This window comes from Streptomyces sp. G5(2025) (genome assembly GCF_049542075.1).
Taxonomy (GTDB): Bacteria; Actinomycetota; Actinomycetes; order Streptomycetales; family Streptomycetaceae; genus Streptomyces.
Genome location: NZ_JBMUZT010000006.1, coordinates 3,062,518 through 3,083,606, shown reverse-complemented (window position 1 = coordinate 3,083,606; position 21,089 = coordinate 3,062,518). Strand labels below are relative to the sequence as shown.

Here is a 21,089-nt window from a genome sequence, read left to right as displayed (position 1 = left end):
CCCAAGGCCGCCGCCTGCCCGCTTTCCCGGCCCTTCCGCCGTTTGAGGAGCGGGGTCCGGGGCGGAGCCCCAGTTTCGGGAAGGGGCGGGCTTGGGGAAGGAACTCGCTCGAACTCCCGCCCTCCCCCATGGAGCACCCCATGACCACCACCGTCATCACCAACATCGCCAGCCTCGTCACGAACGACCCCACGCAGGGCAACGGAAGCCCCCTGGGCCTCCTGACGGACGCGGCGGTCGTCCTGGACGGCGAGACCATCGCCTGGGTCGGCCCGGCGCACAAGGCACCGTCGGCGGACACCGTGCACGACGCGCAGGGCCGCGCCGCGATCCCCGGCTTCGTCGACTCCCACTCCCACCTCGTCTTCGCGGGCGACCGCACGCAGGAGTTCAACGCCCGGATGTCGGGCCGCACTTACTCCGCGGGCGGCATCCGTACGACGGTGGCGGCGACCCGGGCGGCCACGGACGAGGAACTGGAGGCGAATGTCGTCCACTACCTCCGCGAGGCCCTGCACCAGGGCACCACGACCTTCGAGACGAAGTCGGGCTATGGCCTGACGACGGAGGACGAGTCCCGCGCCCTGCGCATCGCGGCACGGCACACGGACGAGGTGACGTTCCTCGGCGCGCACATCGTCTCCCCGGACTACGCCGAGGACCCGGCGGCGTACGTCGAACTGGTCACCGGCGAGATGCTGGACGCCTGCGCCCCGCACGCCCGCTGGATCGACGTCTTCTGCGAGAAGGGCGCGTTCGACGGCGACCAGGCCCGCGCGATCCTCACGGCGGGCAAGGCGAAGGGCCTGCACCCCCGCATCCACGCGAACCAGCTCTCGTACGGTCCGGGAGTGCAACTGGCGGTCGAACTGGACGCGGCATCGGCGGACCACTGCACGCACCTCACGGACGCGGACGTGGACGCGCTGGCCCAGGGCAACACGGTGGCGACGCTCCTGCCCGGCGCGGAGTTCTCCACCCGGGCCGAGTGGCCGGACGCCCGCCGCCTGCTCGACGCGGGCGCGACGGTGGCCCTCTCCACGGACTGCAACCCGGGCTCGTCCTTCACGTCCTCGGTCCCGTTCTGCATCGCCCTGGCGGTACGGGACATGGGCATGACCCCCGACGAGGCGATCTGGTCGGCCACGGCGGGCGGCGCGGCGGCGCTGCGGCGCGAGGACGTGGGTGTACTCCGCGAGGGCGCCCGCGCGGACCTCGCCCTCCTGGACGCCCCGAGCCATGTGCACTTGGCGTACCGGCCGGGGGTGCCGTTGGTCAGGGGGGTGTGGCAGCGAGGGGTCCGCCAGGTCTGAAGCCTTCCCGCTCTCCCGGCAGGTTTCGGCAAGTTCGCTGCGCCGGACGGCGGGGTCGGTGCACGGTTGGGCACACCGAACGTCGGCTCGGACCGAGGAGGACATCGTGACCCTGCGCAAGATCTGCGAGGAGAAGGCCCCGGCGTTCGATGAGCTGTTTCACCGTAGCCAGGAGGCGGCAGTCCACTTGGAGATGCGCGACGGCTACATGCGATCGGACGCCGCCTTCATCGACTGGAGCGCGGGCAAGGTGATCGATCCTGCCGAGCGTTGGCGTGACTGGCTGGCCATCGTGAAGGAGGCCGCCGCCCGAGGCATCGTCGTACGACGTGCCCGCATCGTCTCCGAGCCGGTGTCGGACTACATCCGCTTCGAGCACTCGGTCACCGAGGGGCTCAACATCAAAGCGGGGGAAGACGTGGGCTGGTTGCCGCGACGGCTCGCGACCGATCTGGCACTGCCGGGCAACGACTTCTGGGTCTTCGACCAGCGGGTGGCGCTCATCAATCACTTCGACGGGAACGGTGACGCGTTGGAGCACGAGTACACCGAGGACCCCCGGCTCGTGTCCTTCCTCTACACGGCCTTCGAGTCGGTCTGGGAGAGGGTGGTACCACACGCCGAGTACCGGTTGAGGTGATGGGCACTGGGCATACCGGCCGGGGTTCTCCTGGTCAGCAGGGTATGGCGGGGAGGCCCGCGGGTGGGGCGGTATGCCGGGTGGGACAAGGCAGTTCGGGCATGGAGCGATTGGGTGAGCAGCACACCACGGCCAGGGACAGGAACGCGGGCCGTTCCAGGTAGCAGCCGTGAGAGACATCGCCGCCACGGGTGAGCCGTTCGGCGGCGGAGTCGGCGAGCAGCGTGAGGTGGGCGCGGTCCCGATCGGACGCGGAGTCGAAGCGTGGCGCGTACCCGGCCAGCCGCTCCGCGACCCAGGCCGCCGCCTCCTTCGGTTCGTCCCACGTGCCTCGAATCAGTTTCACCGGCTTGACCAGCCAGTACGCCGTTTCCAGCGGAGGCAGGTCCACGACGGGGAACTCCGCCTTCACCTCCCGGTGGCGTTGGACCAACTCGGGGCGGCTGCCGTCGGGAGGCAGGTGCGGAGGCGGAGGCCGCCGCAGGGCCTCGTCGTCGAACCGTTGCTTGGGGCCGGTCCAGAGGTAACCGTGGTGGTGCACTTCGCGCCCTTCGGGGAAGTCACGGAGCAGGGTGACCGGCCGGGCCCGCCCCGCGAGGAACGGGGTGGGCCCGGCCGGTGGCCAACGGGACCGGTCAGGCGGACAGCCCGAACCGCGCCGGGTCGATGCCGGCCGCGTCCAGCTCGGCGGTGGTGAAACGCAAGGGCGGGGCGTCGGGCCGCTTGCTGTCACCCACGGCCCAGGTGTCCGCGCCGATCCGGCAGAGGGTGACGCACGATTCGCCGTCCGGATGGGTATTACCACCGCACGCCTTGCTGAATACGGCGCTTTCTGAAATGGGGAGACTGTACAGGTCGGTTCCGTTCCGCATCGCTCCGCCTTCCTGCTCAACTGTCAAGGCCAGGATCAGCCGTGTCCCGAGGACCACTCTGCTTCCTCGTGAATCCATCATTGTGCCTTGACGGGCCGGTGTGGAGGGTTAGTTGCGTTGACGCATAAAGCTTTCAGAGGTCTCTGACAGAAAAGCTGTGGCGTCATCACCGGTGAGCGCATGAGACCAGAACAGGTCGAACAGGCTCAGGTGCTGTGAGACATCCCTCGGATCACGCAGTATGACTTCCCCGGAGAACAGTTCGACGGTCACGAGGCGGTCGTCGTACACGACGAAGATGTTCATCGGAGTGCCGGGCACCCGCACTCTTTGCGGAATTATCCCGATCTCGACATTGGGTTTCCCGTTGACCTCCGCCATGTGCGCACATTGTGCCGCCATGGTTTCGTCGCTGGCTCGCTGCCACCGCACCGCCTGCTCAGTCATCAGAAACCAGAACGAGCGTGACGTGTCGTCCAAGATGGCTTGGCGGTCCATACGGGCCTGCACGGCCCTGTGGACATTTCTGGTCGGGTCGTCGGCCACAGTGGGTGACAGCGTCTCGACGGCGTACTCACGGACGTGCAAGAGACCGGTGGGGATGGCGGGAAGAAAGTGTCGCATCACGTGTGAGGAGGTCTCAAGTGCCTTCAGCTCTGCTTGCTTGTGGTAGAGGCCGACACGCGCGTATGTGCGCCAAGACGCATAATCGACATTGGCCCTGCGCGCCAGCTTCAACAGCTCGTCGGATACCTCGGTCGGCACATTCAATGCTTTGAGGATCCGCTCGACGTCAATCACCGTGGGCAGTGCGCGGCCCGTCTCGATGCGGCTGATCTTTGTCTGACTCATGTTGCAGCGGAGTGCCAGACGTTCGCCGCTCAGTCCCGAAGCGCGGCGGAGACCCCGAAGGGCCTCCGCCAGATCCTTCCGTTCTCGTGCTTGCGTCTCAGGTTCGATAGACACTGAACGGTACGGCGCTTTCCAGGGCTAGATCCCGCCACGTGAGATACTTGTTGACGTCTGGGTTCTGGATCAGTTCCCGGTTGATTTGCGTTCCATCGGAGCGGTAGTTGAGATGAACGACCGTCGATTCGTCGAACAGCCAGAAATCCTGTTCGGGGAGCCCGAGGTTCGGGCGCTCGGTCACATCAACTATCTGGTAGTCCTCCCCGGCCGCGACATTTCCGGGGATGCACCACTCGAAAAGGTACCGGCCGTACGGCGTGAGCGGGCGACGCACGATCTTGGCTCGTGTCATCGTCCGCCCGGCCCTCGCGTGCTCTCTGATCGTCCGGTGCCATGACGCGTTGAACCCCTCGGGCTTCTCGGCGCCGGCAAGGAAGTCGCGGACCGTCTCGGCCTCGGCGGGCATGGTGTATGTCTGGTGTACTTCGAGCCGGAAGGCGGAACGCTTGAAGTCGCGGAAGTACGCCTGCCACGCGTCGCCGTCCAGCAGTACGGGGTCAGAGCCACCCACGGGCACGGGCCACCTCCTTCAAGATGTCTTCCGGGATCAACACCACCGATTCGCCGTCGGGCGTCGGATGAGCCATGTCGTAACCCTGGATCGCCAGTACGCCGGGTTCCGGCGTCGTGTACACGGTCGGGCAGTCGCCGTTCCCGCACTTGTCGTCGTCGCTCCGGCACGGTCCGCCGGCAATGACCCGCAGTTCGTCCACTGAGACCCCTTCAGGTGGTGTGGTCAGCAAGCTACGGACGGTCATGCGGAGACCACAAGGGCGGCCCGCGGTCCAGTCACGTACTCGCATAGAAAGGGGTTCAGCGCCCTCGGTTGCTCAGCACGTACTCCTCGAAGGGCACGGCGTGCTCCAGGGCGATGCGCTTCCACTCCCTGTAGGGCGATGAGTCACCCTCGTAAGCCTCGCGATTGATCTGGGTGCCGTCCGGACGGAAGTTCAGGTGGGCGATGCGGGACTCGTCGAACATCCACCAGTCCCGCCCGGAGAGGGGCAGTCCGTGGTCCTCCCGCGTCACGTCCAGGACGCGGATGTCCTCACCGGCCACGATGTTGCCCGGGATGCCCCACGCGAATTGGTACCGCTGGTAGTCGGTGAGAGGCCGACGCACGATGCGGACGCGGCCGATGTGCTTGCCGGACTCCACGTAACCACGTACCCGCTCATGCCGGCGGGCGTTATGGCCAGGGGGTTTGGCCTCGCCCCGCAGGAAGCGGGCAATGTTCTCCTGCTCCTTGGGCATGGTGTACGTCGGCTGCGCCTCGAACCGCCATGCCTCCCGCTCGAAGGCGTCGAAGAATCGACGCCACCCTTCGTCGTCCAGGCGCACGGGCATCCCTCTCTCAGGCGGTCAGCTCACCTGCGGTGACGGCGGCGACGAACGGCGCCCACGCGGCTGCCGGGAGCACCAGGACGGGCCCGTCCGTGACCTTGGAGTCACGGACGGGGACGACACCGGGGAGGCCGTCGGCGACCTCGACGCAGTTGCCCCCGTCGCCGTTGCTGTAGCTGCTCTTGCGCCAGCGGGCGGCGCCGGGGAAGTGTTCGGCGACCTCGACGCATTCGCCGCCGGTGCCGTTGCTGTAACTGCTCTTGCGCCAGCGGGCGGCGCTCAAGTCAAAGTCTCTGCTTGCCATTTCGATAATCCTCAGCCGCATCCTTGATCATGGCCAGGGACGCCTCAGGCGGCATTGCGACGGCCCTGAGCAGATCGTACGACCGCCGGTACTCCTTCACGAGCGGCGGATAGTCGATGAGTTGGCCGCTGTGCAGACTCTCGGTGTACACCACGGGAGGCGAGTCCGGGAAGGTCATGGTCCTGGTCATGCCCATCATGAGCGGATGGGTGGCGGTGGTTTCCGGAACGATCTGCACAATGGACCGGGTGGCCTCGACCACTGTTGCGATGTGCTCCAGCAACTCGGCCATCTGCTGCCCTGCGAGGACCCGCCGACGGATCACCGACTCATCCAGGATCGCCCAGAACTCCGGTGGCCTCGCCTGCCCGAAGAGGCCGGCCCGTCTCATCCTGGCTTTCACCTTCTCCTCGACCACGGTGGTCGAGGCGCGGGGCATCGCGGCCCGCACGATCGCGCGCGTGTACGCAGCTGTCTGCAACAAGCCAGGGACGATCATCGGCGCCCAGTCCTCGATGGTCTCCGCGAACCGCTCCATCTCCGCTGCATCCGCGAAGTACTCCGCATGACCATCCTGCCGAGCCTTGCGCGCATCTTCACAGCGACGTTGGAAAAAGCCGTCCGTCCCGAGCCGTTCGTCGACGTGCTGGGCCAGGTCCAGCGGCATCCGACGCTCGCCGCGCTCGATCTGGCTGAGGAAGGAGATACCCCGGTAGCTTCCCTCGGCCAGTCCTTCGAGCGTGAGGCCCGCAGCCTCCCTCTTGAAGCGCAACTCCGCGCCGTAGAAAGCCGGAACGCTCACCGAGGCGTCGGGATCCTTACGAGGAGGCACAACTCACCACCGCCATTCGCCAGTTGCCCTGCGCAATCCAAACCCCTGTCACGCTACGCCGCCCCACGCCACTGTGTGACCGCAACGTCACACTCCGCACCGGAAGGCGTACCCCCATGCACGACCCAGAGCCCTCCACCACCCCCACCCCCCACTTCGAAGCCGCCCTGCTCGCCGTCCCCAAGGCGGTACCCGAACTGCGCCGGACGCTGACTGCGTACGGCCCGCACCCCGACCTCTCCCTCTGCGTCAGCGAACTCCTCAGCAACGTCATCCGGCACCTCGGCGAAGGCACCCCCGTGACGGTGAGAGTCACCGGAGGCGGCGCGGGACGCATCCGCGTGGCGGTCACCGACCCCGACCCCCGCGCGCTGCCCGTGCTACGCCACGCCACCGGGGACGAGGAGGCGGGACGGGGCCTGGCCCTGCTGGACGCCGTCTCGCTGCGCTGGGGCGTCGAGCAGGGGGCCGACAGCAAGACGGTCTGGTGCGAGCTGAGGGGCGGGCCAGGGGCCGCCTGAAGCGGCGTGTGCCCGAAAGCCGGGCGGTCTCCACCCGGGTGTGATCCTTGGGCCATGAAAACCATCGGCCTCATCGGCGGCATGAGCTGGGAGTCCAGCGCCGAGTACTACCGACTGCTCAACGAACTCGTACGCGAACGCCTCGGCGGCCTGCACTCCGCCCGCTGCGTCCTGCACTCCGTGGACTTCGCGGAGATCGAGCGGTTGCAGGTCGCGGGGGAGTGGGAGCGGGCCGGGGACGTGCTCGCCGCCGCCGGGAAGGGACTTGAGGCGGCAGGCGCCGAACTCGTACTCATCTGCACCAACACCATGCACAAGGTCGCCGGGCAGGTGCAGGACGCGCTGTCCGTGCCGCTGCTGCATCTCGGTGACGCCACCGCCGAGGCCGTACGCGCGGCGGGCGTGCGGCGGGTCGGGCTGCTCGGCACCGCGTTCACCATGGAGCAGGACTTCTACCGGGAGCGGCTGGCGGGGCACGGCCTGGAGGTGCTTGTGCCCGACGAGGCGGGGCGGGCCGTCGTCCATCGCGTGATCTATGAGGAGCTGTGCCTCGGGGTCGTGCGTGACGAGTCGCGCGTGGCTTATCAGGAGGTCATCGGGGGACTCGTACGCCGTGGTGCCGAAGGCGTGATACTCGGCTGTACGGAGATCGAGTCGCTGATCCGGCAGGAGCACAGCCCCGTGCCGGTCTTCCCGACGACCCGGCTGCACGCGCGGGCGGCGGTCGAGGCGGCGCTGACCCCAGAGAAGTGACCCCAGAGAAGTGATACGACGATTGTGGGGCCCGCCTCTTAAAGAGGCGGGCCCCACAAGGCCGTTGAGACGCCCGGCGGCGCCGCTCCGGCTCACTCCTCGACCGTCAGTCCCTTGCGGAGCTTGACGAGGGTGCGCGACAGCAGCCGCGACACGTGCATCTGGGAGATGCCGAGCTCCTCGCCGATCTCGGACTGCGTCATGTTGGCGACGAAGCGGAGGGAGAGGATCTTCCGGTCGCGCGGCGGCAGTTCGGCGATCAGCGGCTTCAGCGACTCGACGTACTCGATGCCTTCGAGGCCGTGGTCCTCGTAGCCGATCCGGTCCGCGAGCGCGCCCTCGGAGTCGTCCTCCTCCGGCTGCGCGTCCAGGGAGCTCGCCGTGTAGGCGTTGGACGCGGCCATGCCCTCGACGACTTCCTCGTTGGAGATGCCGAGGCGCTCGGCGAGCTCGCTCACCGTGGGGGCGCGGTCGAACTTCTGGGCGAGTTCGTCGCCCGCCTTGGCGAGGTCCAGCCTCAGTTCCTGGAGCCGACGCGGGACGCGCACCGACCAGCTGGTGTCGCGGAAGAAGCGCTTGATCTCGCCGACGATCGTCGGCATCGCGAACGTGGGGAATTCCACACCGCGACTGAGTTCGAAGCGGTCGATGGCCTTGATGAGGCCGATCGTGCCGACCTGGATGATGTCCTCCATCGGCTCGCTGCGGGAGCGGAACCGGGAGGCCGCGAACTTCACCAGGGCGAGATTGAGTTCGACCAGGGTGTTGCGGACGTATGCGTGTTCGTGCGTGCCTTCCTCAAGCGCTTCGAGGCGCTCGAAGAGGGTCTTGGACAGGGCCCTCGCGTCCAGTGCCCCCACCGAGTCGTACGGCGGGATCTCGGGGAGGTCGTGGAGCCCTTCCAGGGTTTCCGAAGCCGCGTCCGGGACAGACTGCGGCTCGTGGGCGGGGCCCGGGATCGTGGTGGCGGAGTGGGACGGCGGGAGTGTCGACGACGCCTGGTCAGTATGCGATTCGTCGAGCCGGGGTGACATGTGTCCTCCATCGTTCTCGGCATATGGCTGCCGATGCCTATACGTGCACTGCGGTGTGCGGCGCCTCCAAAGCCGTCCGTGTCGATTGCTGTCTCTTCTACCCCTACCCGCTTCCGCGCTCCGGTCGCAAGTGGCTTTGATGGTGAAATGTCCGTTTTCGGGGGGATGTTCGGGTACCCCGAACCGCAAGGAGGGCGTAATGTTCAGGGGCGTCATCAACAGCTACGACGGTCGGAAGAGAGTGACGGCATGGACCGCGGCACGGTCGGCAGTGCGCACAGGGGCCGGCTTCTGGTCGAAGTGCGAAAGGCGGACACGAGCGCCGTCGTAACCCCGGCGGGCGAGTTGGATCACCACACCGCCGATCTCCTGCGCGAACCGCTGGAAAGCTGTCTCGCGGACGGCTATTCGCGGCTCGTTGTCGATTGCTCGCGTCTTGAGTTCTGTGATTCCACGGGCCTCAACGTGCTGCTCGGGGCCCGGCTCAAGGCCGAGGCCGCGGGGGGTGGAGTCCATCTGGCCGGGATGCTGCCGGTGGTGGCCCGGGTCTTCGAGATCACCGGTGCGGAGGCCGTCTTCACGGTGCACGAGACGCTCGACGCCGCCCTGGGTGACTGAGCCCGTGACGGCCACACGCGAAAGTTACGCGTCAGTTGTCTCTGTGTGATCAAGACGTTATCAGCGTCACACGGACCGTCCCGAACAAGTGGGTGTTCTCACGGTTCGGCCGGGCAGGAGAGACCTGGACCCGTCCTCTGTCAGAACGGCAAGCGCCGATGTCCCTTACTCGTCCCCCGACCCCTACTTGTCTCCTTGTCCCGAGTCCTCTGCGTGTCCAGAGTGCTCAGCCATCTTGTCGGTGAGGTGAAGCGCTGATGAGCACCACCCGGCCTTATTCGCCGGGCGACCGCGGTCCGGACTCCGAGGCCGCCGTCGCGGACGCTCCCGCGGACCGGGCTTCCGGGGCGCCCACGGCTCGCCAGGTCCGCCGGCTGAGCCTGAACGGCGCGAGCGGCATCGTTCCGCTCGCCCGGGACTACACGCGCGAGGCGCTGCACGCCTGGGGCTGGCTGCCCGCGGAGAGCGCCGACCGCAGAGCCGCCGCCGAGGACGTCCTGCTCGTCGTCTCCGAGCTCGTCACCAACGCCTGCCTGCACGCCGAGGGCCCCGACGAGCTCTGGCTCTCCTGTGACGGCAAGGTGCTGCGCATCGAGGTCTCCGACCGCGGCGCGGGCCAGCCGGCGCCGCGGACCCCGCACCGCGCGGGGCGGCCCGGCGGGCACGGCATGTTCATCGTCCAGCGGCTCTGCCTCGACTGGGGTGTCGTACGCACCCCAGGGGACGTCGGCAAGACGGTCTGGGCGGAGCTGGGCGCGCCCGCCTAGCTCCCGTCCGCCCGCGGCCCGCCCGTCCGGCTCCCGCCCGCGGCCCGGTCGGGACCACGGCTGTTACCCGCGGTTCGTGCACGCGCCGGATCACCACGATCCGGCGCGTCCTTTGTCTTCCCTCGGCAAGGCCCCGGGCGTACCTTGAGCGCCCAATCTGATGTGCCGTCAGTAACGCGGCGTCACAGCGTTGCTTCGCACCGCGGCACGCCACGACGACCGGCATGAGGGGATCACGAGGTGTCGTACAAGAAACCGGCCGCACTCGCGCTTGCCGCCGCCTTGGCCGGCGGCTCGGCGGTGCTGATGGCCGCCCCTGCCGCGCAGGCCACCGTCCAGGACGTCAACTACCAGTGCAAGACGCCGATCGGGAACAAGGGCGCGGTCTCGCCGATCGACATCAAGAGCGTCAAGAGCGGCAGCGGCCACAAGCTCACGATGTCCTTCCAGAAGGGCGTCTCGTCCAGCCCGGTGGAGCTCGGCAAGGGCGCGATGAAGCCGAGTGCCGTGATCAAGGTCGGCGGCGCGGACAGCGGGACCGTGCCGGTCTCCGGCGCGCCGAACGCCGAGGCGATCCCCGCCAACACCCCCATCAAGATCAGCGACTTGTCGGGCACGTATACGCCGAAGAAGAGCGGCAAGGTCACCTTCACCGCCGGGGTCCTCACGATCAAGGCGCTCGGTACGACGACCACGTGTACGCCGTCCAACAACCCGAAGCCGTCCCTGGAACTGGACGTCAAGGCCGCGGGCGGGTCCGGTTCCGGCTCCGGATCTGATTCCGGTTCCGGTTCTGGTTCCGGTTCCGACACGGGCCTCGACTCCGGCTCTGGGGGCGCGACCGGCGGCTCCGGCGGCTCCGCCTCCGGGGACGAACTCCCGCAGACCGGTCCGGCGGACTCCGCGATCGCGCTCGGCACCCTCGGCGGCACCGTGCTGCTCGCGGGCGCCGCCGGCGCGCTCTGGCTGACCCGCAGGAACCAGGCGGCGCGCTCGCGGTAGCCCGCGCCCGACAGCCCGGACCGCCGAACCGAGGTCAGGAGCCGCCGATGCCTCCGACGCTGCCGAAGCCGCCGAAGCGGCCCAAGCCGTCCTCCGCACGCGCCGCCGCCGCGCTGTGCGCCGCCGTCCTCGTGCCGGCCGCCGCGACCTCCGCGTACGCGGACGGCGCGGGCTCCCCGGCCTGGTCCGTCGCGCCGTCCACCGGGGACGGCACACGCCCCGCGAAAGGCGGCCGGCCCGCCTTCTACGCCGAGGGCGCGCCCGGCACGGTGCTCAGGGACACCCTGGCCGTCACCAACCCGGGTTCGAAGCCCCGCACGGTGTCGCTGCGGGGCACGGGGGCGTGGGTGCGCTTCGCGCAGCGGCGGGTGACGGTGCCGCCGCGCACCCGCGCGGAGGTGCCGTTCACCGTGACGGTTCCCGAGGACGCGGTGCCCGGCGATCACCCCGGCGCGGTCGTCGCGAGCGGCGGCGGGCGCACGGTGGGCGTACGGCTGCACCTGCGGGTCGGCGGGCCCACGCTCCCGGCGCTCACCGTGGAGCGCGTCAAGGTCGACCAGGACGCCGGGCGCATCACGTACGACCTGGTCAACCGCGGCAACACCGTGCTGCGCCCGAAGCTCGCCGTCCACGCCGACGGTGTCCTCGGCACGCTCCTCGACCGCCCGGCGCGGCCGCTGCCGGTCGAACTGCTGCCCGGCCGCCGCGTCTCCCTCAGCGAGCCGTGGCCGGACGCCCCCGGCCTCGACGTGGCGGACGTACGGCTGACGGCGACGGCGACGGCCTCAGACGGTGCCCGTGCCCGTGACAGCGCCACGGCGTCGGCGCGCTTCGTGCCGTGGGGTGCGGTGGCGGGCGGGGCCGCCGTGCTGCTCGCCGTCGCGGGCGGCGCGGTCCATCTCGTACGTAGACGCAGACGTGACCCCGAGGTGCCGGAGCGGGGGCGGGCCCAACGGCCTTGCAACGAGCGGCAGTTGGCGAAATCGGGTATGACGGCGGAGGAACTGTGAACGGCAGGCGGAACGGGCGGAACGGGAAGTTCTGCCTGTGGGCCGTCGCCCTCCTGGCGCTGCTCGGTTCCGCCCTGCTGCCGTGGTCGACGGCGTCGGGCGCCCCCGAGGCGGACAAGCCCACCGTGACGCTCTCCGCCTCCCAGGCGGGCAAGGGCGGCTCCGTCACCGTCAAGGGCGAGGGATGGCGGCCCGACGCCCTGCTGATGATGCTGATCTGCGGGCAGTCCACGCCCGGCAAGGGCGTCGTCGGCGGCACCAACTCGTGCGCCAACGCCGAGGGCCGCGCCGTCACCACCGGCGAGGACGGCACCTTCCGCAAGAAGCTGCCTGTCGCCGAGCCGCCCGAGCCCTGCCCCTGCGTCGTCCACGTCGCCACGGTGACCGGGGAGAAGGCACGGGCCGACATCGCGTTCAAGGTCGCGGGCCACCCCGTGAAGCCGCTGCCCGCGCAGGCCGGGGGCGGACGGCTCTCCGTGCTGTCGGACACCCGTTTGGAGGGCTCCAGCGGGCTGCTGACCTGGTTCGGCGCGCCGCCGCGGCGCACGCTCGTCTTCACCGTGGGCAACGTCGGCTCGACGCCCCTCAAGGACCCCCTCTTCCAGGTCGGCACCTCCCACGGCGTGTTCGCGCCGCAGTGGGAGGAGCGCCAGTGGCGTGGCGCCGTCGCGCCGGGCAAGAAGGCGCGGATCGAGCTGCCGGTGGAGCTCTCGGCGGGCGCCCACGGCGACTACCTGGTCTCGCTGAAGTTCGGCGGGAAGGTCCTCGCCGAGCAGCCGTGGGGCGTGGGCCGCCCCTGGGGCGTGACCGTCTTCTGGCTCCTGCTCTGCCTCGTCGTGCCCGCCGCCGTCTTCCGCCTCGGCATGGCGGTCGTCGACCGGCTTCGCCCGCGCCGACGCCGTGCCAGTGGTCGGCACCGCACCGGGCGGCTCGCCGAACTCGGCGGCCGCGTACCGAAGTTGAGGCTGTTGAGGCTTTCGCGGGGCGCGGTCACGGCCGACGAGAAGGCCCGTGCGGCGCGCGACACGCGTACGCGGCCTCCGGGGGGAGCCGACGCGCACGGCCCCGGACCGGCGGAGCGGACGACCGCTCTGCCGTGGTTCACCCCCGACACAGACCCCGGCGCGCCTGCGGGCCGGCTCTCCGCACCGTCCGACAACAGTCCGACGAAGGGAAACACGTGATCACGCATCGACGGAGAGCGGGCGCGGCCTCGGTCGCGCTCCTGCTCGGCGGGGCGGGCATCCTGCTGACCGCGGGCGCCGCACAGGCCGCCGAAGTCGCCTACCAGACGGAGTGCATCCCTCCGCCGATCTCCGGGCTGCCGCCCGTGCAGGGCACGACCAAGGTGGAGATCACGGCGCCCGCCACGGCGAAGGTGGGCGACGAGGTCGAGGTCGTATGGAAGACGACGCAGGCGGCGTCCAAGAACCCGGACGTCCTGGACCTGGACCAGGACACGGTGAAGCCGAGCGGCACCATCAAGGTGGGCGGCGGGCAGAGGGGTGACCTGAAGGTCGAGGGGGAGCGGAAGAACCCGCCGATCAAAAAGAACAGCCCCATGATCCTGTCCGACATGAAGGGCAAGCTGAAGCTGACGGCGGCGGGCGAGGTGACGCTGACCCCGGACGCGTACGACATCAACGTCAGCAAGCCGATCTCGACGGACACGAAGTGCGCGCCGAAGGAGCGGGTGGGGACGGGTACGACGATCAAGGTGACGGACGGCGGCGGTACCGGTGGTACCGGCGGTACTGGTGGTACTGGCGGTACGGGTGGGGCCGCGAGCGGTGGTGGCAACACGAGCGGTGGTGGCAACGCCGGCGGTGCCTCCGGTGGTGGGGACGGCCAGACCGACTTCCCCGGCAAGGAGGTCCAGACCCCCTACAAGTGCAAGACGCCGATCGGTGACAAGGAAGCGACCTCGCCGGTCCAGATCAACGCCAAGAAGGACGGGGGCGGGGCGTATGGCCTGACCGTGCAGTTCAAGAAGTCCGTGATGGACAGCCCGGCGGACATCCCCGCCGACTCGGTGAAGCCGTCCATGGAGGTCACGCTGGGCGGCGCCGACAAGGGCACCGTGCATGTCGAGGGCCCGACCAACAAGGACCCCATCAAGTCCGGCGCGCCCATCGCCATCCCGGACCTCACCGGCACGTACAAGCCGGGGGCGGACGGCAAGGCGACGCTCTCGCCGGGCGTCCTGACCGTCAAGGCGCTGGGTACGACGACGACCTGCACGCCCGCCAAGAGCGAGGTCTCCCTGGAACTGGACACGAAGGCCCAGCCGGGCGGGGCGTCGGGCGGGTCGTCGGGAGGTTCGTCGAGTGGCTCCACCGGCGGCTCCGCCACGGGGGGCGGTCTCGCGGAGACCGGGGCGGAGAACAACGGCGCCCTGCGGGCCCTTGGCCTGGTCGCCGGCACGGTGATTCTGCTGGGCGGCGCGGTCTTCACGTTCTTGCCGAAGCGGAGGCGGGGTGTGAGGTGACGCCGCGGGGTTCTGTTCGCTGGCCACCGCGGGCCGTCCGTGGCTGGTCGCGCAGTTCCCCGCGCCCCTTGGGGGCGGCGTTGGCCGGGCGTCAGGTGTGGCGCCCCGTCGGGGGCGCGGGGAACTGCGCGAGCAACCCTGAGACGGCCCGCAGTCGCCGATGGAGCCGTCGGGGGCAGACGCGTCTGCGGGGTTCTGCCGTTCAGCCGTCGCAGACGGTGCGTGGCTGGTCGCGCAGTTGCCCGCGCCCCTTGGGGGCGCGGTTGGCCGGGCGTCAGGTGTGGCGCCCCGTCGGGGGCGCGGGGAACTGCGCGAGTAACCCTGAGACGGCCCGCAGTCGCCGATGGAGCCGTCGGGGGCAGACGCGTCTGCGGGGTTCTGCCGTTCAGCCGTCGCAGACGGTGCGTGGCTGGTCGCGCAGTTGCCCGCGCCCCTTGGGGGCGGCGTTGGCCGGGCGTCAGGTGTGGCGCCCCGGCGGGGGCGCGGGGAACTGCGCGAGTAACCCAGGCCGACCCGCACCCACCCGCGAACCGCCGGAGGCGCTACGCATGGCCCCGCAGCCAGCGAAGTGCCGCTCCGGCCATGCCCGGAGCCTTGAGCAGGGGCCCGCCGTGGGCGGCACCCCTTACCGTCCGTACCGTCACGTCCTTCAGCCCCGCCCGCCGCTGCGCGTCCGCGAGCTCCGTGGAGTGGGAGCGCGGCACGAAGTCCCCCGCCGAGTGCATCAGGAGCAGCGGGGCGTCAGCCGTACCGGACGCGTGGGTTCTGGCGGCCAGGTCGTCCCACCGCTCCCAGCACCGCAGCCCGCCGAGATCCGGCGCGCACCCCGCGAGCCGCTCGGCGGCCCTCCGCAGCGCCCGCCGCTCGGCCGGCGCCCCGGCAACGCCCCCGTCCGCCCACGCGCGGTAGGGCGAGGCCACCGGGGAGAGCGCCACGACCCCCCGCACCCGCGAACGGCCCTCCCCGTACGCCCCGGCCTGCAAGGCCAGATGCCCGCCCGCCGACGAGCCGAGCACCAGCGGCCGCTCCCCCGCTCCCGGTGTCCGACCCACCGCAGCGCCGCCAGCACGTCGTCACGCTGCGCGGGCCACGCCGCGTCCGACGTCAGCCGGTAGTCGGTGTCGTACACCGTGAAGCCCTGACCCGCGAACCACCGGGCCCGGCCGCTCCAGTCCGTGTCCCGCGCCCACGAGCCCCCGTGCACGATCACCAGGGCGGGACGGCGCGGGGACGGGTTTCCGTACACGGTGATGTTCTGGCGCGCGTGGGGACCGTACGAGAAGAGCTTCCCGGACGGCGGCCGGGGAGCCGCCTCGGCGGCGGCGTGGGGCGACAGCAGCGCCCCGCAGAGGGCGAGGGGCAGCAAGGTACGGCGCATGGGCCAGATGCTCCTCCGGCGGGTCCCCAAGAACGCGCAGAAACGCGAAGGGCCACCGCACCGGGTGGTGTGGCGGCCCTTCGTTCGGTTCAGGCGCGGCCTGGACGGGCGTACGTCAGTTGACGGAACCCCTCAGTGACGGAACCCATCAGTTGACGGAACCCATCAGCTGCTTGACCTTCTTGCGCGACGTCCAGATGCCGAAGCCCGCGATGACCGCGATGATCGCCTCGACGGCCACCGCCCCTGAATTGTTCAGGTCGACGCCGAGCTGCGGCGAGGTCAGCAGACCCGTCACGGAGTCGCCCGCGGTGACCGCGAGGAACCAGACACCCATCATCTGGGCGCTGTACTTCTCCGGCGCCATCTTCGTGGTGAGCGACAGGCCGACCGGGGAGAGGCACAGCTCACCGACGGTCTGGATGAAGTAGATCGCGACCAGCCACATCGGGCTGACCCGGCCGCCGTTGTTGGCGGTGTCGATCAGCGGGATGAGGAAGACGGCGAAGGAGATGCCTATCAGCGTGAGGCTGGAGGCGAACTTGACCGCCGTGCTCGGCTCCTTGCCCCGCTTGTTCAGCCACAGCCACGCCGAGGCGACCACGGGGGCCAGCGCCATGATGAAGATCGGGTTCAGCGACTGGTACCAGGAGGTCGGGAAGTCGAACCCGAGGAGGTTGTTCGTCGTCGCGGTCTTGCCGAAGATCGACAGGGTCGAGCCGTTCTGGTCGTAGATCATCCAGAAGACGGCGGCGACCACGAAGAACCAGATGTAACCGGAGAGCTTGGACTGCTCCAGCTGCGACAGCTCCTTGTCGCGCTTCATGCGGGCCAGGACGACGATCGGGATGAGCAGACCCGCGATGATCAGCGGCATCAGCGCCCAGTCGGCGAAGTTCCCGGTGACGCCCATCAGCGTGTAGAGCGCGGCGGCGACGATCAGCCAGATCAGGCCGGTGCGCAGGGCGGAGGAACGCTGCTCCGGCGTGGCGGGCTGCGAGATCACGCTGCTCTGCGCGCTCAGGTGGCGCGAGCCGAGCATGAACTGGGCGAGACCGAGGGCCATGCCGGCCGCGGCGAGCGCGAAGCCGAGGTGCCAGTTGACGCTCTCGCCGACCGTGCCGATGGACAGCGGGGCGAGGAAGGCGCCGAGGTTGATGCCGATGTAGAAGAGCGTGAAGCCACCGTCGCGACGCGGGTCCTTCGGACCGTCGTAGAGGTGGCCGACCATCACGGAGATGTTCGCCTTCAGCAGGCCGGAGCCGAGCGCGACGAGCGCGAGGCCGGCGAAGAAGGACGCCGAGTTCGGCAGCGCGAGGGTGATGTGGCCGAGGATGACGACGGAGGCACCGATGATGACCGTCTTGCGCGGACCCCAGAAGCGGTCGGCCATCCAGCCGCCGGGCAGGGCGAGCAGGTAGACCATCGACATGTAGACGGAGTAGATCGCCGTCGCCGTGGTGGCACTCATGTTCATGCCGCCGGGGGCGATCAAGTACAGCGGGAGAAGTGCCTTCATGCCGTAGAAGCTGTAGCGCTCCCACATCTCGGTCATGAACAGTGTGGCCAGTCCGCGGGGGTGGCCGAAGAAGGTCTTCTCGGAGCCAGGGGTACTGGCGGAGTCCTTCGTCAGGCTGGACGCCATGGGTCGATCCTCGTGGGTTCGGGACGCGCGGCAGGAGCGTGTGCGCGCCCGGTGGGGGGCGGTCGGCACCGGTGCCGCCTCGTCCCACCCCACGCCCGGGGAGAGTCACACCCTGATGGAGGGAGCGAGGAACGGCGACTCCGGGATCCACACCCTGGGCGCAACCTCGCGCGCAGGGCCCGACCACAGGTCATTCCTTTCAAGGCTGGCCGAAGCCGGCCCGCACATAAAAGAGACCTAAGGCGCGCACAGCGGGCCAAAGGTCCTTGAGTAGTGCATCAGGCGTTGGGTCACCATACGACACCACAGGGCGGCATATGGAAGGACTTGAGACATGGATCACAGGTTTTGCCGCAACCAGCAACGCACATTCAAAGGTGTTTCTTAATTTCGCGTCCCACAGCCGCAGGCCTTCGCCTCTACTGTGCGATCAACGCACAGCCCTTGTCCACCGCGGACTACCATCACCCCATGACCCGTGTACTGCTCGCCGAGGACGACGCGTCCATCTCGGAGCCGCTGGCCCGCGCCCTGCGCAGGGAGGGTTACGAGGTCGAAGTGCGCGAGGACGGGCCGACCGCCCTCGACGCCGGACTGCAGGGCGGTGTCGATCTCGTCGTGCTCGATCTGGGACTGCCCGGCATGGACGGCCTGGAGGTCGCCCGCCGGCTGCGCGCCGACGGGCTGACGGTGCCGATCCTCATCCTCACCGCGCGCGCCGACGAGGTGGACACCGTCGTCGGCCTGGACGCGGGCGCCGACGACTACGTGACCAAGCCGTTCCGCCTCGCCGAGCTGCTCGCCCGGGTCCGGGCGCTGCTGCGGCGCGGTGCCACGGAGCACAAGGAGGCGCCGTCCACGCACGGCGTGCGGATCGACGTCGAGTCGCACCGGGCCTGGATGGGCGAGGAGGAACTCCAGCTCACGGCAAAGGAGTTCGACCTCCTCCGGGTCCTCGTGCGCGACGCGGGGCGGGTCGTCACGCGCGACCAGCTGATGCGGGAGGTCTGGGACACGACGTGGTGGTCGTCCACCAAGACCCTGGACATGCACATCTCCTGGCTCCGCAAAAAACTGGGCGACGACGCGGCGAACCCGCGGTACATCGCGACGGTACGGGGCGTAGGTTTCCGCTTCGAGAAGAGCTGACCCTCACGTTGTCAGGGGCGCCAGGTGCAGCGCCCCGAAAGGGGCGCGGGGAACGGCGCGAGCGAGCCAAGACGGCCCGCACCCGCCCGTGATACCGCCGGAGGCAGACGGGTCGGCGGCTTTGACGGGCAGGGGCCCACGCCGTCCCGCCCCTGCAAGGGGCGCGGGGAACTGCGCGAGCAACCCCGAGTCGCCCCGCACCCGCCCGCGATACCGCCGGAGGCAGACGGGTCGGCGGCTTTGACGGGCAGGGGCCACGCCGTCCCGCCCCTGCAAGGGGCGCGGGGAACTGCGCGAGCAACCCCGAGCCGCCCCGCACCCGCCCGCGATACCGCCGGAGGCAGACGCGTCTGCGAGGTCCTGGGCCGTCGGCCCCCGCAGGGTCGCGGGCTGATCGCGCCGTTCCCCGCGCCCCTTACGGGGCTTGGATCCGCGACACTGAGTAAATGCGCCGCCGACTGATCAACTCCACCCTCGCCGTCGTCCTCGTCGTGATCGCCGTCTTCGGCGTCAGTCTCGTCATCGTCGAGACGAGGACGATCAGCAGCAGCGCCCAGGAGCGCGTGGACTCCGAGGCCATGCGGCTGGCCAGCATCGTGGACAGCCGGCTCATCAGCCAGGAACGGATCAGCGCCGCCATCCTGCGCGACCAGGTCGCCACCGCCCGCTACGCCCGCATCGACCTGCCCGGCCGCGCGCCCATCGAGATCGGCAAGCGGCCCACCGGCGACGTGATCAGCGCCACCCGCCCCGGCGAGCAGGGCGAACAGGTCACCGTGCAGGAACCGAAGGACGCCGTGACCCGCGAGGTCGGCCGCACGTTGCTGATCATCGCCGCCGTCGCGCTCCTCGCGATCATCGCCGCGGTGCTTCTCGCCGTCCGCCAGGCCAACCGCCTGGCCTCCCCGCTCACCGACCTCGCCGAGACCGCGGAGCGCCTCGGCTCCGGGGATCTCGCCCCCGCCACAAGCGGTACGGCGTACCGGAACTGGACCGCGTCGCCGACGTCCTGGACGCCTCCGCCGACCGCATCGGCCGCATGCTGACCGCCGAGCGGCGCCTGGCCGCCGACGCCTCCCACCAGCTGCGCACCCCGCTGACCGCCCTGTCGATGCGCCTGGAGGAGATCACCGTCACCGACGAGCTGGACACGGTGAAGGAGGAGGCGACCATCGCGCTGGCCCAGGTGGAGCGGCTCACCGACGTCGTGGAGCGGCTGCTCACCAACTCCCGCGACCCCCGCACCGGCTCCGCCGTCGCCTTCGACCTGGACGAGGTCATCAAGCAGCAGCTGGAGGAGTGGCGCCCCGCCTACCGCAGCGCGGGCCGCGCCATCGTCAGCTCGGGCAAGCGGCACCTGGAGGCGGTGGGCACGCCGGGCGCGGTGGCGCAGGTCCTGGCGGCGTTGATCGAGAACTCCCTGATGCACGGTGGCGGCACGGTCGCCCTGCGTACCCGCGTCACCGGCAACCAGGCCGTCATCGAGGTGACCGACGAGGGGCCCGGCGTGCCGCCCGACCTCGGGGCGCGGATCTTCGAGCGGACCATCAGCGGCCGCAACTCGACGGGCATCGGCCTCGCGGTGGCCCGGGACCTGGCCGAGGCGGACGGCGGCCGCCTGGAGATGCTCCAGACGAAGCCGCCGGTCTTCGGCCTGTTCCTGTCGCGTACGCCGCTGTCGAAGACGGAGGCGGCGGCGGAGACGGTCAGGTGAGCGTCAGCCGGTGCGCCGCGCCACGGGCCGCTCGCCCGGCTCGCCCCGCAGCGACTCCGGCTTCCCCCGCAGCGACTCCGGCTCGCCCCGCAGCGACTCCTTCTCCAGGAACGATTCCGCATGCGCGACGGCCTCGCGCGCGGGCAGCGCCTTGAACACCCACGTGCGGTACGACCAGAAGCGGAAGAGCGTGGCGATGCCCATGCCGAGGAACTTGAAGAAGTTGGCCTGGAGCCTGCCGTCCCAGCCGAACCAGTACGTCGCGGCGTAGAGCACGCCGTTCTCGATCACCAGGCCGACCGCGCTGAACAGCAGGAACAGCGAGAGCTCCTTGGTGCGGCCGCTCTTGTCTCGGTCCTTGTACGTGAAGTAACGGAACCCTACGTAGTTGAAGGCGATGGCGACGACCGTCGCGACGACGCTCGCGCGCACCACGTGCAGATCCGTGACGTGGCGTACGAGGTTGAAGACACCGAAGTTGACCAGTGTTCCGACCGCCCCCACGGCCCCGAACTTGGCCACTTCGCGCCAGACCTTGTCCAGACGTCCCCGAAGTGCGCCCCGTTCCGTCATGGTGGTCGCCCCAGCCCCCGTCGGTTCGTCCCGGGGCGATATGCCCCGGCTCGTGTACGTGCCGACGGATTGGTGATTCGGTCGTGTCGACCCAGCCATGCTAACCAGCGGGCCTGCCCGGCGCGCGCGGGCGTCCGGACACCGCCGCTCAGCTGTGACAGGA

23 protein-coding genes and 2 pseudogenes are annotated in these 21,089 nt (G+C 69.9%); 12 read left to right on the top strand and 13 right to left on the bottom strand.

Going from position 1 to position 21,089, the window contains the following annotated elements; genetic code table 11:
- Positions 1-140: 140 nt before the first annotated feature.
- Together hutI and ACOBQB_RS24725 are read left to right on the top strand one after the other, a co-directional pair.
- Positions 141-1,313 (top strand): imidazolonepropionase, encoded by a 1,173-nt coding sequence (hutI, locus tag ACOBQB_RS24730; protein WP_423594339.1) that lies wholly within the window; start codon positions 141-143, stop codon positions 1,311-1,313.
- Between the two features lie 106 nt (positions 1,314-1,419).
- On the top strand, positions 1,420-1,953 hold the full coding sequence (locus ACOBQB_RS24725) for a DUF6879 family protein (RefSeq protein ID WP_423594337.1): 534 nt from the start codon (positions 1,420-1,422) through the stop codon (positions 1,951-1,953).
- A 34-nt stretch (positions 1,954-1,987) separates the two neighbouring features.
- Here the strand turns inward: ACOBQB_RS24725 and ACOBQB_RS24720 are convergent, their stop codons facing one another.
- The 8 genes from ACOBQB_RS24720 to ACOBQB_RS24685 all read right to left on the bottom strand — a co-directional run bounded on the left by ACOBQB_RS24720 (position 1,988) and on the right by ACOBQB_RS24685 (position 6,274).
- The gene (locus ACOBQB_RS24720) at positions 1,988-2,494 is read right to left on the bottom strand and encodes a hypothetical protein (RefSeq protein WP_423594335.1); all 507 of its coding nucleotides are present in this window, start codon (positions 2,492-2,494) and stop codon (positions 1,988-1,990) included.
- A 94-nt stretch (positions 2,495-2,588) separates the two neighbouring features.
- The gene (locus ACOBQB_RS24715) at positions 2,589-2,825 is read right to left on the bottom strand and encodes a DUF397 domain-containing protein (RefSeq protein WP_423598730.1); all 237 of its coding nucleotides are present in this window, start codon (positions 2,823-2,825) and stop codon (positions 2,589-2,591) included.
- A gap of 108 nt (positions 2,826-2,933) precedes the next feature.
- Positions 2,934-3,791: a helix-turn-helix domain-containing protein gene (locus ACOBQB_RS24710; protein ID WP_423594333.1), complete on the bottom strand. Its 858-nt coding sequence runs from the start codon at positions 3,789-3,791 to the stop codon at positions 2,934-2,936.
- Positions 3,775-4,311 carry a DUF6879 family protein gene (locus ACOBQB_RS24705; protein ID WP_423594331.1) on the bottom strand — a complete coding sequence of 179 codons (537 nt, stop codon included), beginning with the start codon at positions 4,309-4,311 and terminating at the stop codon, positions 3,775-3,777. Before ACOBQB_RS24705 ends, ACOBQB_RS24710 begins: the two co-directional genes overlap by 17 nt.
- Entirely contained in the window at positions 4,292-4,552 is a 261-nt protein-coding gene (locus ACOBQB_RS24700) for a hypothetical protein (protein ID WP_423594329.1), read from the bottom strand. The genes ACOBQB_RS24705 and ACOBQB_RS24700 overlap by 20 nt, the downstream gene beginning before the upstream one ends.
- 55 nt (positions 4,553-4,607) lie before the next feature.
- Positions 4,608-5,141 carry a DUF6879 family protein gene (locus tag ACOBQB_RS24695; protein WP_423594327.1) on the bottom strand — a complete coding sequence of 178 codons (534 nt, stop codon included), beginning with the start codon at positions 5,139-5,141 and terminating at the stop codon, positions 4,608-4,610.
- Between the two features lie 7 nt (positions 5,142-5,148).
- Positions 5,149-5,442 (bottom strand): DUF397 domain-containing protein, encoded by a 294-nt coding sequence (locus ACOBQB_RS24690; RefSeq protein WP_423594325.1) that lies wholly within the window; start codon positions 5,440-5,442, stop codon positions 5,149-5,151.
- Positions 5,423-6,274, bottom strand: a complete 852-nt coding sequence (locus ACOBQB_RS24685; RefSeq protein ID WP_423594323.1) for a helix-turn-helix domain-containing protein — start codon at positions 6,272-6,274, stop codon at positions 5,423-5,425. The genes ACOBQB_RS24690 and ACOBQB_RS24685 overlap by 20 nt, the downstream gene beginning before the upstream one ends.
- A gap of 116 nt (positions 6,275-6,390) precedes the next feature.
- Between ACOBQB_RS24685 and ACOBQB_RS24680 the strand changes: the two genes are divergently transcribed.
- Both ACOBQB_RS24680 and ACOBQB_RS24675 read left to right on the top strand, forming a co-directional pair.
- On the top strand, positions 6,391-6,795 hold the full coding sequence (locus ACOBQB_RS24680; protein ID WP_423594321.1) for an ATP-binding protein: 405 nt from the start codon (positions 6,391-6,393) through the stop codon (positions 6,793-6,795).
- A 54-nt stretch (positions 6,796-6,849) separates the two neighbouring features.
- Entirely contained in the window at positions 6,850-7,548 is a 699-nt protein-coding gene (locus ACOBQB_RS24675) for an aspartate/glutamate racemase family protein (protein WP_423594319.1), read from the top strand.
- Between the two features lie 92 nt (positions 7,549-7,640).
- Here ACOBQB_RS24675 and ACOBQB_RS24670 read toward each other — a convergent pair whose 3' ends face one another.
- A complete protein-coding gene (locus ACOBQB_RS24670; protein ID WP_423594317.1) occupies positions 7,641-8,582 on the bottom strand; it encodes an RNA polymerase sigma factor SigF in 942 nt (313 codons plus the stop codon).
- A 249-nt stretch (positions 8,583-8,831) separates the two neighbouring features.
- Between ACOBQB_RS24670 and ACOBQB_RS24665 the strand changes: the two genes are divergently transcribed.
- The 6 genes from ACOBQB_RS24665 to ACOBQB_RS24640 all read left to right on the top strand — a co-directional run bounded on the left by ACOBQB_RS24665 (position 8,832) and on the right by ACOBQB_RS24640 (position 14,467).
- Positions 8,832-9,200: an STAS domain-containing protein gene (locus tag ACOBQB_RS24665; RefSeq protein WP_423594315.1), complete on the top strand. Its 369-nt coding sequence runs from the start codon at positions 8,832-8,834 to the stop codon at positions 9,198-9,200.
- Positions 9,201-9,457: 257 nt separating this feature from the next.
- Positions 9,458-9,967: an ATP-binding protein gene (locus tag ACOBQB_RS24660; RefSeq protein WP_423594313.1), complete on the top strand. Its 510-nt coding sequence runs from the start codon at positions 9,458-9,460 to the stop codon at positions 9,965-9,967.
- 240 nt (positions 9,968-10,207) lie between these two features.
- Positions 10,208-10,969 (top strand): LPXTG cell wall anchor domain-containing protein, encoded by a 762-nt coding sequence (locus ACOBQB_RS24655; protein ID WP_423594311.1) that lies wholly within the window; start codon positions 10,208-10,210, stop codon positions 10,967-10,969.
- Positions 10,970-11,016: 47 nt separating this feature from the next.
- Complete coding sequence (locus ACOBQB_RS24650) at positions 11,017-11,979, top strand: hypothetical protein (RefSeq protein ID WP_423594309.1); 963 nt, start codon at positions 11,017-11,019, stop codon at positions 11,977-11,979.
- The gene (locus ACOBQB_RS24645; RefSeq protein WP_423594307.1) at positions 11,976-13,163 is read left to right on the top strand and encodes a hypothetical protein; all 1,188 of its coding nucleotides are present in this window, start codon (positions 11,976-11,978) and stop codon (positions 13,161-13,163) included. Before ACOBQB_RS24650 ends, ACOBQB_RS24645 begins: the two co-directional genes overlap by 4 nt.
- Positions 13,163-14,467 carry a hypothetical protein gene (locus ACOBQB_RS24640; RefSeq protein WP_423598728.1) on the top strand — a complete coding sequence of 435 codons (1,305 nt, stop codon included), beginning with the start codon at positions 13,163-13,165 and terminating at the stop codon, positions 14,465-14,467. Before ACOBQB_RS24645 ends, ACOBQB_RS24640 begins: the two co-directional genes overlap by 1 nt.
- A gap of 542 nt (positions 14,468-15,009) precedes the next feature.
- Here ACOBQB_RS24640 and ACOBQB_RS24635 read toward each other — a convergent pair.
- The 3 genes and pseudogenes from ACOBQB_RS24635 to ACOBQB_RS24625 form a co-directional block, all read right to left on the bottom strand.
- Complete coding sequence (locus ACOBQB_RS24635; RefSeq protein WP_423599015.1) at positions 15,010-15,519, bottom strand: alpha/beta hydrolase family protein; 510 nt, start codon at positions 15,517-15,519, stop codon at positions 15,010-15,012.
- A gap of 50 nt (positions 15,520-15,569) precedes the next feature.
- Positions 15,570-15,845, bottom strand: a pseudogene (locus ACOBQB_RS24630) (alpha/beta hydrolase family protein); the annotation flags it as partial.
- A 148-nt stretch (positions 15,846-15,993) separates the two neighbouring features.
- Positions 15,994-17,490, bottom strand: coding sequence for a peptide MFS transporter (locus tag ACOBQB_RS24625; protein ID WP_423594305.1), 1,497 nt, complete (start codon positions 17,488-17,490; stop codon positions 15,994-15,996).
- Between the two features lie 471 nt (positions 17,491-17,961).
- Between ACOBQB_RS24625 and ACOBQB_RS24620 the strand changes: the two genes are divergently transcribed.
- Together ACOBQB_RS24620 and ACOBQB_RS24615 are read left to right on the top strand one after the other, a co-directional pair.
- Complete coding sequence (locus ACOBQB_RS24620) at positions 17,962-18,639, top strand: response regulator transcription factor (RefSeq protein WP_127911041.1); 678 nt, start codon at positions 17,962-17,964, stop codon at positions 18,637-18,639.
- A 446-nt stretch (positions 18,640-19,085) separates the two neighbouring features.
- A pseudogene (locus ACOBQB_RS24615) lies at positions 19,086-20,353 on the top strand (ATP-binding protein).
- 3 nt (positions 20,354-20,356) lie between these two features.
- On the opposite strand, the gene ACOBQB_RS24610 reads toward ACOBQB_RS24615, so the two are convergent.
- Positions 20,357-20,926, bottom strand: a complete 570-nt coding sequence (locus tag ACOBQB_RS24610) for a GtrA family protein (RefSeq protein WP_423594302.1) — start codon at positions 20,924-20,926, stop codon at positions 20,357-20,359.
- Positions 20,927-21,089: the final 163 nt, after the last annotated feature.

Coding starts and splice junctions, on each gene's coding strand:
- hutI (WP_423594339.1), top strand. CDS start 141: ATGACCACCACCGTCATCACCAACATCGCCAGCCTCGTCACGAACGAC.
- ACOBQB_RS24620 (WP_127911041.1), top strand. CDS start 17,962: ATGACCCGTGTACTGCTCGCCGAGGACGACGCGTCCATCTCGGAGCCG.
- ACOBQB_RS24610 (WP_423594302.1), bottom strand. CDS start 20,926: ATGACGGAACGGGGCGCACTTCGGGGACGTCTGGACAAGGTCTGGCGC.
- ACOBQB_RS24625 (WP_423594305.1), bottom strand. CDS start 17,490: ATGGCGTCCAGCCTGACGAAGGACTCCGCCAGTACCCCTGGCTCCGAG.
- ACOBQB_RS24650 (WP_423594309.1), top strand. CDS start 11,017: ATGCCTCCGACGCTGCCGAAGCCGCCGAAGCGGCCCAAGCCGTCCTCC.
- ACOBQB_RS24695 (WP_423594327.1), bottom strand. CDS start 5,141: ATGCCCGTGCGCCTGGACGACGAAGGGTGGCGTCGATTCTTCGACGCC.
- ACOBQB_RS24680 (WP_423594321.1), top strand. CDS start 6,391: ATGCACGACCCAGAGCCCTCCACCACCCCCACCCCCCACTTCGAAGCC.
- ACOBQB_RS24675 (WP_423594319.1), top strand. CDS start 6,850: ATGAAAACCATCGGCCTCATCGGCGGCATGAGCTGGGAGTCCAGCGCC.
- ACOBQB_RS24700 (WP_423594329.1), bottom strand. CDS start 4,552: ATGACCGTCCGTAGCTTGCTGACCACACCACCTGAAGGGGTCTCAGTG.
- ACOBQB_RS24670 (WP_423594317.1), bottom strand. CDS start 8,582: ATGTCACCCCGGCTCGACGAATCGCATACTGACCAGGCGTCGTCGACA.
- ACOBQB_RS24665 (WP_423594315.1), top strand. CDS start 8,832: ATGGACCGCGGCACGGTCGGCAGTGCGCACAGGGGCCGGCTTCTGGTC.
- ACOBQB_RS24690 (WP_423594325.1), bottom strand. CDS start 5,442: ATGGCAAGCAGAGACTTTGACTTGAGCGCCGCCCGCTGGCGCAAGAGC.
- ACOBQB_RS24660 (WP_423594313.1), top strand. CDS start 9,458: ATGAGCACCACCCGGCCTTATTCGCCGGGCGACCGCGGTCCGGACTCC.
- ACOBQB_RS24715 (WP_423598730.1), bottom strand. CDS start 2,825: ATGCGGAACGGAACCGACCTGTACAGTCTCCCCATTTCAGAAAGCGCC.